Annotated in this window: 10 protein-coding genes; 1 reads left to right on the forward strand and 9 read right to left on the reverse strand. The window is 27.4% G+C overall.

Annotated features, from left to right (window positions below; genetic code table 4):
• The first annotated feature begins 6 nt into the window (after window positions 1-6).
• On the forward strand, window positions 7-96 hold the full coding sequence (locus JXZ91_RS03770) for an IS3 family transposase (protein ID WP_373422513.1): 90 nt from the start codon (window positions 7-9) through the stop codon (window positions 94-96).
• An 85-nt stretch (window positions 97-181) separates the two neighbouring features.
• On the opposite strand, the gene JXZ91_RS02830 is transcribed toward JXZ91_RS03770, so the two are convergent.
• The 9 genes from JXZ91_RS02830 to JXZ91_RS02870 form a co-directional block, all read right to left on the reverse strand.
• Entirely contained in the window at window positions 182-1,309 is a 1,128-nt protein-coding gene (locus JXZ91_RS02830; protein ID WP_205851502.1) for a HipA domain-containing protein, read from the reverse strand.
• Window positions 1,310-1,312: 3 nt separating this feature from the next.
• On the reverse strand, window positions 1,313-2,599 hold the full coding sequence (locus tag JXZ91_RS02835) for a hypothetical protein (protein ID WP_205851503.1): 1,287 nt from the start codon (window positions 2,597-2,599) through the stop codon (window positions 1,313-1,315).
• Between the two features lies 1 nt (window position 2,600).
• Complete coding sequence (locus tag JXZ91_RS02840) at window positions 2,601-3,497, reverse strand: HAD-IIB family hydrolase (protein ID WP_205851504.1); 897 nt, start codon at window positions 3,495-3,497, stop codon at window positions 2,601-2,603.
• Window positions 3,497-4,249 carry a hypothetical protein gene (locus tag JXZ91_RS02845; protein ID WP_205851505.1) on the reverse strand — a complete coding sequence of 251 codons (753 nt, stop codon included), beginning with the start codon at window positions 4,247-4,249 and terminating at the stop codon, window positions 3,497-3,499. The genes JXZ91_RS02840 and JXZ91_RS02845 overlap by 1 nt, the downstream gene beginning before the upstream one ends.
• 194 nt (window positions 4,250-4,443) lie before the next feature.
• The gene (locus JXZ91_RS03750) at window positions 4,444-7,326 is read right to left on the reverse strand and encodes a cation-translocating P-type ATPase (protein ID WP_308700627.1); all 2,883 of its coding nucleotides are present in this window, start codon (window positions 7,324-7,326) and stop codon (window positions 4,444-4,446) included.
• A gap of 141 nt (window positions 7,327-7,467) precedes the next feature.
• On the reverse strand, window positions 7,468-9,189 hold the full coding sequence (locus JXZ91_RS02855; RefSeq protein ID WP_205851506.1) for an APC family permease: 1,722 nt from the start codon (window positions 9,187-9,189) through the stop codon (window positions 7,468-7,470).
• Between the two features lie 271 nt (window positions 9,190-9,460).
• On the reverse strand, window positions 9,461-10,732 hold the full coding sequence (gene obgE / locus JXZ91_RS02860) for a GTPase ObgE (protein WP_205851507.1): 1,272 nt from the start codon (window positions 10,730-10,732) through the stop codon (window positions 9,461-9,463).
• A 64-nt stretch (window positions 10,733-10,796) separates the two neighbouring features.
• Window positions 10,797-12,371, reverse strand: coding sequence for a methionine--tRNA ligase (metG, locus tag JXZ91_RS02865; protein WP_205851508.1), 1,575 nt, complete (start codon window positions 12,369-12,371; stop codon window positions 10,797-10,799).
• A 2-nt stretch (window positions 12,372-12,373) separates the two neighbouring features.
• Window positions 12,374-13,162: a tRNA1(Val) (adenine(37)-N6)-methyltransferase gene (locus JXZ91_RS02870; protein ID WP_205851509.1), complete on the reverse strand. Its 789-nt coding sequence runs from the start codon at window positions 13,160-13,162 to the stop codon at window positions 12,374-12,376.
• Between the last annotated feature and the right edge of the window lie 226 nt (window positions 13,163-13,388).

The raw sequence follows: 13,388 nt of genomic DNA on the forward strand, positions 1-13,388 counted from the left end.
GAGCTAATTACTGACTTTATAAATTACTATAATAATATTAGAATACAAATTAAACTAAAAAACCTCTCTCCGTGTCATTACATGAGAAAGGTTTAATTGATTTGTCCACTAATAGGGGACATGTTTAAAATATCTTCAGAATACAAAAATGCATTGTTCTAAAGGTATTTATAATTTGAAATTATAATAAGTTTTTTTCTTTTAGAGCTGATTCAAAAACTTTAAGTTGATTATTAAATATTTCTTGCATTTTATTAATATATTTTGAATCAATTTTACTTTGAGAATCGTTTTCGAATTTAAAGTTTTTTAGTCTATTTAATCACTCAACATGTCTAAAGCTAACATTATCTAAAAATTGTTCTCAAAAACTATCATAAAATTTGGGCTTAATGTTTAAATAATTATTTAAATAAACCATTGCTTCGGTGCTTTTGTATAATGGATAATCAAACACTAATGATCTTCCATTATCGAAAATTGGAGCATTTGAAATTTTTTTAAGGTTTTCGTTTTCCACTAAAATTCCAATATTGCCAAGGTGTCTATCAATATTCAAGATAATAGCATCAAAAACCATTAAGTCTTCTAGTTCTTCTTGCCCATATATATTTTTTACAGTTTGAAGAATATTGCTCTTGCTTGTTTCATTATAATTTATCAATCAAGAAATTGGAATAAAAGATATATTTTCATTAACGAAGTTTTTAGAAACTGAATATCACTTTTTTTCATATTTCATAACCTTATATTCAAGCGTTCTAAAGTTTTCTTTTCCAAATAATAAACTGGCAACCTGGTAAGCTAAATATTCACTTTGGACATCATTAATTGAAATTTTATTATACATATATGAATTACACTTAGCTAAATATGTTTGATTATCTTCGGCAAATCAAAATTTTTCCATATCGCCAACTGTATATATATTTGGTGAGGGGCTCGAATATTTTTTTTCTAATCCTTCTTCAAAATTTAAATTAAAATTTGCAAAATAGTTTTTGTCTGCTCATTTTAAGTCTTTTTTTTCATATGGAACTATTCAAAAGCCATTATTTAAATTTAGACCATAATCATTTAAATAAAAGCTTAGTGGTTCTTCGTTATTTTCAATTTTAATTAATCTTTGCTTAGGTAAAATGTTTTCTGAAAAAAGAATTCCATTAAAATGTAATGAATCAAAAGCCGTATTAGATTTTAAAAATTCAAATTCTTTTTCAAAAACAATATTTTCAAATAAGTAATTTTCTTCATTTCAATCTAAACTGAGGACATTTTTATCTTTTAGTTTAAGAATAAATTTTTGCATTTATTAATTAATTTCTCCAGAATCTTCATTATTATCTTTATCTGATTTTTCATCATCATTTTTATCATCAAAAGCTGCTTCTAGTTCTTTTTCTAGAATGCTATATACTGAAGAAAGTACTTGTTCAGTGTCCTCAGGTGAAATGCCAAATTGTTTAGATTCATCTTCAAATCCTGATTCTAAATATACCTTCATTAAATTTTTCATTTGGTCAATAGTTAATTTTTGACCTTTTGAAGCTTTTAGAAGTTCATCTACAAATCTTTTTTGTAATTGTTCTATATTTTTAAACTGGTTTTTGTATGCATTATTAAATTCTTCGTAATCGCCTGAAAATAGTTTTTCAAGATCAGGATTATTTTTTATAATTGATTCTGCATTAAATGTTTCTTCATTTTTATCCATATCAGCTACTTCTTTACTAGCTGATTTTTTTTCTTCCATTTCATCTCTTGTATAAACATAGTCTTCATGAGGATCATAATCTACATTTTCATCATCAGGAACTAAGCCTAAATTTATTTTTGAATCATAAATTCTATATCATACTGTTTGAAGTTGTTCAATGTGTTTTCTATTTTCAAAAAGGTTTGTTTCTAGTGGGATAGTTCTTAAGTCTACTCTATTCAATATAAAAGAACAAAGTGCATCAATATCCATTTGGTTAGTATCAATATCTATTGGTTTTCTTTTAGTTGTCATTACTTCAAATAGTGCTTTATCAAATTTTTTAGCTAATTTTAGACCTAATTCTTGCACACTAAGAGCAATATCATAATCCATTATTCTTACTCAATTAGTTTCAAAATTCTTAAGTGCAGCTTTTTGTCTGCTACGATATTTTTGAATACTTACTGGTTTGGTGGTTGCCACTAAAGCTGGATCAGTGATTTGTTTTATTACTACTTTAAAAGATACAATTGAAAAATCTCTTTGAATAGAAGAGATAATAAATTCATTTGCCACTTTCGTTCTTGGATTTAAATAAGGATACAATGGACTATCAATATTTATAGTTGTTTTTTCTTTATCAATTCAATCGCGACATGCAATGTTGTTATCATTGAATGTTACTCATGGAATTTGTGTAATTTCAAAAAATCCAAAACTTTCTAAAATGAGTGATGTTAGTTCATTAAATGTTAAATTGTCACTAAGATATAAAACTAGTTTTTTATTTTCTTTCAGTATTCTTAGTGTTTCCATTTTTTCATTATCAATCGGATTAATTAAATAATTAACTGATGATATTTCAAATTCATAATTTTTTCCTAATCTGGTAATTACCATATTATTTTCCTCCCTTTAAGAAATCATGAAACATATGTTTTCTTGCGATATTTTTTAGGCGATATAAGTAATCTAATATTGCTTCACCTAGACCATTTTGAACAACATCGCTAGTAAATAGCTTTGCTGTTTGTAATGGTAGTTTTGTTGAATTTGCCATTGCATATGAGTAATTAGTTAATTTTAACATAGGTAAGTCATTATTACTATCTCCTATTGTCATAACTTCATCTAATTTGACTTCATCATTTTTATAAACATTCTCAGTCATTCAACGTACTGCACTACCTTTGTTTATGTCTTTAGCATTAATTTCAATATTACAATATGTAACAATGGCTTCAATATTGTCTATGTGTTTTATATATTCATACATTTTTTGTGGATATGTAGTTGATAGTGGATAATCAATTGAATATATTTCTATTTTAATTGGATTAATTTTTTGTCCATTTCATTTCTGTGGAATTTTTTTAATATTATCTTGTGATATAAAATGATATTGAAAAATTTCTTGATTAAATTCAGGCAGCTCTTTTAAATAAAAATAATTATTTTCATCTCAAAAAATCATTTGAAATTGATTTTTGCTTGCTATTTTAATTAATTCAGCCAGAATTGAAAAATCTATTGTTCATGTTTTAATTATTTTTTGGTTTTGAACATCATAAATTTCAGCTCCTGATGAACAAATTAAATATCTGGCATTAATTTTAGAAGCCAATTTTAACATTCGCTCCTGGACAGGGTTTCCTGTACAAATATTAAAGTCAGCTCCATTTTCTATAGCAAAATTAATATCCTTGCAAGTTTCTTCAAATAAATTGAAATTTCTATAAATAGTTCCATCCACATCTGAATAAATGACAGGTTTTTTGTTATTGGTTAATTTATACATTATTTATAGTTCCTCCTTTTAGTATTCAAATTAGCGTTCTTTTTTCTTTTAATTAGATACATTATCAAAACATATAATAAAAGTCCGGTGATTGCTATTGCAGGAACTACATAACTTACAATTCTTCAAGCATTAGTGCTCTTTTTTGTTTTGTCATATTCTTCATTATAAAACCAATGACCATACAATGGAATTTTTCTTTCTGAATATTTTTGCAAATCAGTAATTTGCGAAGCTTTGGATAAATATTGTTTTTCAGTTAGTCAAATTCAAACTAGTATAGCTGATTCTGGTCGTGGCAGTTTTTGAGACCTTAATATTAATATAATTTTCTTATCCTCAGGTTGATTTTCATTATACTTATCAATTTTATTAAGCACTTCATGTGATATATAATCTTTTTTTAAACTATCAACATCAATCGCTTTAGCTTCCTTAGAACTGAGATTTCCTGTTTGATCATTTAATTCTATTTCATTTAGTGATTTCAAACCATCGTCTTTGCCAAATTCAAAGAACGTTTCATATGTATAATCTTTATAATTTTTGTTTAATTCTTTAATTTTTTTAGATAAAAGAAAATCTTCTCATTTTAAATTATCGACATCTTTTTTAATGTCTTTAAACTCGGCCATTTTATTGTCTGATTTCAAGGTCTTTTTTGCACATGAAACAACAACCACTGGACTTAAAAGCAATGGTGCTGCTGTAATTGAACTAATTTTAAGTAATTTAGTAACCTTGTTTGCCATAATAGTATATTTAATTTTATAATAATATATAACTAAATTGCCAAAGATAAGAAAACTTTAACCAATTTGGATTTAAAAAACAAAAAAATAAGCCATTAAACATACCCTGTATTAGTGAAACATCACAAATGAAGGGTGTATTTAATGACTATAAATATAAAATATTTATTTATGTTTTTCTAACAGAGCATACTCTATTTAATTCTTGTTGTTTTTCTTTTTGCTTGTTTAATTTCTTTTGGACTAAGTATCATTTGAAAATCATTAATTTTTTCTATTTTATTTTTTCTTTTTTCAAGACTTAAAATTATCATTTTATGAATAAAGTATATTGGTATTAAAACTAATGGTATACCTAAACCATAAGCTAATAAAGCAGGTGAGTCTTTAAAACCTTCATAGCCTTTAAATACTTTAGCTATTGGTTTAACAAATACTACTAATAATAAGAATAATAATGAAAATATAACTGAAGCATATACTTTTCAATAAAAAATTGGATTTGATAGTACTACAGGTTTTTTTGACATTAAATTAATTGAATTAAATGTAGCTGTTATTCCTAAAACTAAGAATGCTACAGTAGAAGCGGCTTCTAAAATGTTATTTGGTGAATTATATCTAGCTCATAGAGCCCCTAAATAATATGCCACTAATGAAATTATGCCTACCAATATTCCCTGTCATAAGGTATTTATGCCCATGGATCCTGCAAAAATGGATTCATATTTGGATATTGGTCTTTTATTCATATAATTTTCTTTGGAATCTTGCAACCCTAAAGCAATAGCAGGAAAACCATGCGTAAATAAATTAATTCATAATAATTGTGTTGCCGAAAGAATATATATTTCTTTATTTGCTAATTCAGGTCAATTATTAAAAATAATTTTAAAAATTATTAAACCAAAGAATACTAAAATGATTTCTGCAATTGAAGTAATTAATAAGTTTTGAATAACATTCTTAATTTTTTGATAAATTGAACGCCCGTTTTCAACTGCACTAACTATTGTTGAAAAATTATCGTCTGATAATATCATGTCAGCTGCTTGTTTAGATGCCTCTGTGCCTGTAATGCCCATTGCGCATCCAATATCAGCGGCTTTTAAAGCAGGTGCATCATTTACACCATCACCAGTCATAGCGACCACTTGATTTCGAGCTTGTCATGCTTTAACTATTCTTAATTTATCTTCCGGTTTAACACGAGCATAAACAGAATATTTTTCAATATTTTGACTTAATTCTTCATCGCTTAAAGCATCTAATTCTATTCCTGTTAAAGTTTTATCATTAGGGCGATATATATCTAAACTTTTAGCTATTGCCACAGCAGTGTTAATATTATCACCAGTAATCATGATTGGTTTAATACCAGCGCTTCTACATATTTCAATAGCAGATTTTACTTCTTCTCTAGGTGGATCAATCATTGCAACTAAACCTTCAAAATTTAGGTTTTTTTCTAAAAATTTGATTTGTTCATTTAATTGCATGCTTTTAAGTTTTTTAACTTGTTCGTAGTCTATTTCTTTTGAGCATATCGCTAAAACTCTATATGCTTTATTAGCTCATTCATTATTAATTTTAAACAATTTGTCTTTCTCTTTAATGTCAATATTTGACTTATTTATTAAAACATCTGGCGCACCTTTAGTGATTACAATATACTTATTGTTTATGTAATTAATTGAGGTCATAAATTTGCGTTCTGAATCAAAAGGAATAACAAATTCACGAGGATATAATTTTTCTAAATTGGCTTTAGTCTCATTATTAAAATGTTTTTGAAGTGCGTATAAAAATGCTAGTTCGGTAGGATCTCCAACTTGTTTGTATTCATTATTTTCAAATACTAGATTTGCTTCTGAGCAAATAGAACCATATTTAACTAAATTACTAAACTCAGGGTCTAAATTGTTTTTGGTTAAATCAAAATTTTGGAGTTTGTTACTTTTATAATCATAAAGATTAACAATTGTCATTTTATTTTGCGTTAGTGTTCCTGTTTTATCAGAACAAATGACTGCACAACTTCCTAAAGACTCTACTGCCATTAAATCTTTAACTATAGCATTTTTCTTAGCCATTCTTTGAATACCAATGGCGAGAATAATAGAACTAAATGCAATTAAACCTTCGGGAATTGCAGCTACTGCTAAAGAAATTCCATTTACTATCACTGTACTTCAGAATGAATTTTCTCTAAAATGAGCAGTATTAGGAATTGCAAATAGTAATTGCATAATGATACTTGCTAAAAATAAAGCAATGCCTACATAACCAAATATTTTTCCTAACTTATTAATTTTTAGTTGTAATGGACTCATAGCTTGCTTTTCATTATTCACTAATGAAGAGATTTTGCCAATTTCTGTTTTTTGGCCAATAGCACTAACTACTAAATAACCTGTTCCTGTTGAGATAATTGATGATGAATACATCATGAATTTTCTATCTGCTAAAGCTAAATTAAGATCTCTTTTGGCATTATAGTCTTTTTGAGCGGGTTCACTTTCGCCAGTTAATGAACTTTCAATGGCAGATAAATTAGATGAAAATAATAAATATCCATCAGCAGGAACAACATCTCCAGGCTCTAGCATAACTATATCACCGATAGTTATTTCTGAGGCCTTAAGATTAACTAATGAGCCATTGCGAATAACTTTAGAATATAAGGGACTAAGCTTAGCTAATGCATCAACTGCCTTAGCGCTTTTTATTTCTTGAATAGCACCAATGAGGGAATTAGTTAATACAACAAATAAAATTATTGAAGGCTCTACAAATTCAATAATTAATTTAGAATCAAAAACTCATTTATTCCGAATTCCACTAACAATTGCAAATATATAAGATAGTAATGCTGCGCACATTAATATGATTACAAGAATATCTTTAAACTGTGCTAGATAAACTAAGAAATAATTCATTTTTTTAGATTTAATTAGTTCGTTAGGGCCGTATTTTTGTTGCCTTAAAATAACTTCATCATCACTTAAGCCTAATTTCATATTGGTTTGAATTAAATCATCTGTTATTTCTAAATTGGCTTGTTCATTATTCTTCATTATCTTCCTTAAAATACTATTCTTAGTTATTATTACAATAATAAAATGTTACAACATATTAATTAAATAATATTAAAAAAGAACCAATACCTATTTGGTATTGGCCTTTGATTAAAAAGAATTAAATATTTAATTTTAAAATTATGCTAAACGAGCTGTTGCATATGAATGTAGAACTAATTCGTTTAATTCATTTGCTTCTTTAACATCAGCAATCTTACATGGACAGTAAGCTACTGATTTACATTCGCATAGTTCTGATTTTAAAATTTGTGCGTATTTAATTTGTTTTGAAAGTGCAATTTTCTTTTCGATTGGTGTTGAAGCAAACATAATTACCATGTATAGGATGAATAATCCTGATGTTGCTGAATATGCAATTAAGTCTGGTTTTAGTTTTGCAACATCTGCACCTTCTCTCATGTATTGACCTAATACTAATCCTAATGATAAGAATGGGTCTAACATTTTAATAATCATGGTTAACATAACCATTGTAATAGCTATATAACCTGCTCAAACTGTGTGTTTGTTTTCTTTAACGGCAATGAAATGTTTCTTTCTATTTTCAAGAACACCAATTACCGAGAATGCAATGAATGCAAATGCGAATACTGCCATTCAGTCAGCCATTAGGTCTGAGAATGATAATAATTTTCCAATATTTGCACCGTAAACATTAGAACCATCAACATCTCATAAGTCGATATATGCATATGCTCCAATTACAGTTAACACTACCATAAATGGTAATGATAATATTAGACAGAATAACATACCCACAATTGGAGTATTTGAGTGTTTCATGTATCTGTAAGCCTTAGCAGGAATGTAAATTTCACCTTCCTTAATTAAGTCTTCTACAAAACGAGTTGCTCACATTGAAAAACCGTTTAAAATACCTAAAACACCAATTGCAATCATAATGTTAATAACACCAAATGCTCATTTGTGTCCACTTTTTTCTAGTAAACCACCAAAGTCGTAGAAACCACCAGATTTAGCACCTAGTGACATAGCTGCAGCAATGATAATGTACATTAATGTCATTGAGAATAAACCAATAACTAAAGCTGCAGGAGTTTTTTCTGGATTTTTCATTTCTGATTGAATACCAGCTGAAACATAAAATCCATCAAAAGCAAAGAAGATACCAGCTAATGATCCGAAAATTCCCAGTACTGGAGTTAATTTTAAGAATGAAGTAGATTCTTTTTTAAATAATGAATCTACTGTTATCGGAGTTCAGATAGTAGTTGGTTCTTGGCTTAGACGTTGTGAGAAGTAAACAAATCCAATAATAACAATAGCTACTAAAGGAATGAACTTAACTGATGTAATAATTAAGTTTTGAATATTTCCTGCACGTCCACTTAGACCTGCTGAAAATAGCATTCACAATGTCAATACTAATCCAATTAAAAAGTAGAATCATGGGGCTGAACTTGAGCCACCAAAGTTAGTTTCCATACCAAAACCTTGTAATCCATCTTGGAATTGAACAATTACATAGTAAGGCATGAAGAAGTATGTAAATGGAAGATATAGGTAAGTCATAAAGAACTTATTAGCTTTATAAATATACAATGTATTAAAAGCTTTTGTTCAACCGATCATACCTAAGTTGTCATTACGCCCTGAGGCAACTTCAACTAAAGCTAGTGCCAAAGTAATTACAGCAAAACCAGCAATCAATCATGTTGCAAGTGATAATGCAATATTTCCGGCTGAATATTCTAGAACTGTTTTAGATCTTAGAAAAATTCCAACCCCAATTGATGCGCCGATAACAACCATTATAGCTGCAAAGAAACTAATTTTTTTCTTTGTGCTTGAAGTAACAACCATTTGTTCTTCGGCCATAATATTTCCTTTCATATAAATTTAAATATAAATAAAATTCGAACTTTAGATACACCCACATTTATATGTTTATATTTGTCCCACAAAAGATGTATCCTTTTAAATTATAATGTTTTTAAATAATTTATTATTTTATTGAGTACTGAAAAGGTAATTTTGAACATTTTTTTAGCGTTTTGTATTGAAAAATCAATGTTTTCGAAAATAAAAACTATCAAAAAGAACAACACTATGTGTCAATGTCGTTCTTGATAATTTTGTGCTCTAATACTTAGAATTCTTCACTATTTCATGTAAATTCATAGTCCCTAATTTTGATTGTATCGCCATCTTTAACATTAGAATTTTTAATCAACTCAAACACGCCTAAGCCTTTTAATTTAGCATTAAATCTCCATAAATTATCTTGAGAAATAACTGGTATTTTATCGCAAACTTTAAATACCTCTTCTCCTACAATCTCATATGTATCATTATTAATTTTGATAATTTCAATTGGTTTAGTTTCTAGTCTAATAACTACAACATCTTCATTATCTTTAGTTTCATCAATAATTGATTGTGGAGTTTTTTGTAAAGTGTTTCATAATTCTTTTTTAATTTCTTCAATGTTAAGTTGAGTAAATGAAGAATTTTCAATAATTTTTAGGTTTGGATATGCTTTTTTAAATTTCTTTAAATTTGAATCAAAGTTATCTAAATCACTTTTGTTAGCGATTATTACTTGAGGTAAATTTTCAAGTTTTAAATTATATGATTTAAGCTCATAATTTATGGCTTCATAATCTTTGATTGGATCTTTATAATCAGAACCAAAATCAATTATGTGACATATAACTCTACAACGTTCAATATGTTTTAAAAACTGAATTCCCAGCCCTTTTCCTTCTGAGGCTTTTTCAATTAATCCGGGTAAGTCAGCTGCAACAAAAGAATTATCATAATATTTAACAAGTCCCAATTGTGGACTTAGGGTCGTAAAATCATAATCAGCTATTTTTGGTTTTGCATTAGATATTAATGATAGCAATGTGCTTTTACCAGCACTAGGTTTACCTAAAAAACCTACATCTGCTAAAACTTTTAAAGTTAGGTGTAAATCAAATTTTTCTCCAGGTGTGCCATTTTCACATATTCGCGGAGCTGTATTTTTTGAAGATTTAAATTTTAAGTTTCCTCTACCACCTTGGCCACCTTTAGCTATCAAGTATTTTTCTTCAGAAATAACATCAGCTATTAGTTGTTTATCTCTATAAACCATTGTTCCAAGCGGAACTTTTATTATCAAATCTTTTCCACTTCTTCCGTAAGCATTTTTAGGTTTACCATTTTCACCATCTTCAGCTTTAAGTTTATTCTGATAATAAAATGGTAAAAGTGTATTTTGACCAGAGTCGCCTTGAAAATAAATTGAACCTCCTAAGCCGCCATCTCCACCATCGGGACCACCTTTATCAACATGTGCTTCACGCCTAAAACTGATGATACCATCACCACCTTTTCCAGCTATTACTACAACATTAACTTCATCAATAAATTTCATTGCTTAATTTTATCAAAAAAAGGCCTAAAAAAACTCAGATTGATAATCTGAGAGATTTGAGTTTTTAGCATTTTTGTTTATCAATTCTAGCAAATAAAACTTCAGTTGCATTAGGTGCAATATTATCAAATTTATTGAAGGCATTAATAGCTTCTTTTTTAAATTCTTTTTGGCCCAAAAATTTTAAAATTAGATTACATTTTTTAGGCATCACTATTGATAACATTAAAGCAACAGTATATATTCCATTTAATAAAACATTTAAAACTACATTCAAACGTTCAAGATTATTTTTTAATAATCATGGTTGAGTTAAGTCAATATATTCATTCAATTTTGAAGATAAAGATATGGCTAATTTTAAGGCTTTATCTGCTTGAAAATCATTCATATATTCAACATATTTTTTATAAGTATTATCTAATTCTAAAAGAATATTTTTATCAATTATTTCTAAATTTGTCTCAACATAATTAGTACCATTTGCAAAATTTTGATTAATCATTTTAATAGTTCTATTAACTAGATTTCCAAAGTTGTTAGCTAAATCAGCATTTAAGACATTTATTAATAATTCTTCAGTAAAAGCAAAATCATTATTAATATTAATTTGTGAACTAAAAAAGTATTTTATTGGTTCATTGTCATATTTTTCTATTAAAGGAATTGGATCAACAACATTACCTTTTGATTTTGACATTTTGCCTTCTGGAGTAATTATTCATGAATGTATCACTTCTTTGGTAGGCAAATTAATATCTAAGGCTTTTAAAAATATCGGTCAATAAATAGCATGGAATCTTGCTATTTCTTTTGCAAGTACATGTACTCTTTCAGTTCCGTTTTTTCAGTACTTTTTGTAAGCACTATCATCTTTTGATTCTATTCCTAAAGCACTTAAATAACTAAATAAAGCATCTAGCCAGACATAAATAACATGTTGATTATCATCTTTATATTTTTGATTTGAAATCTTAATACCTCAATCAAAAGAAATTCGGGTTATTGATAGGTTTTCTAAATCCTTAGCTAAAAAGTTATTCATTAATTCTTTATGTGTACTTTTATTAGTTAAAAACTCAGGGTTTGTTTCAAAAAATTCCTTAATTCAAGGATGAAGTTTTTTCATATCAAAAAAGTAACTTTCTTCTTCAATTTGTTGCAATAAATGATTAGATGTAGGATGGTAGTATTTATTATCCTTTAGGATTGCCTGTGTTTGAGTTAAATACTCTTCATCACTAACTGAATAAAGTCCAATATATTTATCTTTATAAATGTAGCCCTTTTTATATAATTTGTCAAAAACTCTTAAAACAAAATCTTCATGACTTTTATTAGTAGTACGACTATAAAAATCATAGTCAATATCAAGTTTATTTCAAAGGTCTATAAACTTATTTGATTCAATATCAACATATTTTTGAGGACTCAAATTGTTTTCTTCAGCTTTTTTTTGAATTTTTTGGCCGTGCTCATCAATACCAGTACTAAAAAATGTATCATAACCCTGCGATTTTTTAAAATTCCTATATACTCAAGCTAATGTAGTAGTTAGTAAATGTCCAATGTGTAAATTACCACTAGGATAATAAATAGGTGTAGTTATATAAAAAGTTTTTTTATTTATTTTAGACATAATTATTTTTCTCCTTTAGCTTTAATTGGTACATATAGTTTTTTGGTTTCAATACGGTAAGAATGGTCATTTAAATCATCATTGTGTAAATATATATTGCGTTCAAAAAAAGTACCTCAACCTGAGTTAAATCGTGCTTCTACCAAGCAAAATTTAGGCTGGCTATTAATTCTTGTATATACTAATTGAACTCTTTTGGGCTCAAAATTGTATTTTCTTAATAAAACAATTAAATCAACATATCTTGCTATTGGCATAACAACACTAAAATAGCCTTTTTGTTCAATAATTTTAGAAGATAAACTAATTAGTTGTTCTAAATTTAAATTTATTTCATGAGTGGCTAATTTCTTTTCAAAAGTTCCCTTTAGTCTCGGTTGATTATAATCTTCATTGTAATAAGGTGGATTTGCTACTATTAAACTATATTTTTTAGCTTGCTTATTACCACACTTAAAAGCATAATCTTTAGCATATTCCTTATAATCAGCCTCAATGACATTTATTTGATTATTAAGATTATTTAGTTCAACATTTTTTTTAGCTAAACTGGCAGCTTTGGGTAAAATTTCTATTGCATCTATAGAAATGTTTTTTGACCGTGAAGCTATGAAAATCGAAAGTGCACCATTATTGGTGCCTACTTCCAAAACATTAGAAACGTTGCGATTAATTGATACAAAATTACCTAATAAAATAGTATCAACTGAATAATTAAACATTTCTTTGTCTTGGTAGACAAATAAATCGCCTCCATAGCCTAAATTATTCTTAATAATTCCCTTTTTCATAATTAATTAATTATAAATGATTAGGTTAATTAAATTCTAAATTTAAGACATATAAAACTCAAATTTTAATAATAAAAAAATCCCTTTAAGGATTTAAGTTTTTTTGCGGCTCATCGCTTAATTTGTTCTCTGAAAACTGAATATCGATAAATAATTTAGATTACTTCTATAGAATCACTATTAAACCAATCAATTTATTAGTACTGGTCAGCTGAATACATTGCTG

The sequence above is a fragment of the Mycoplasma enhydrae genome, from assembly GCF_017116825.1.
Classification (GTDB): Bacteria; Bacillota_I; Bacilli_A; order Mycoplasmatales; family Metamycoplasmataceae; genus Metamycoplasma; species Metamycoplasma enhydrae.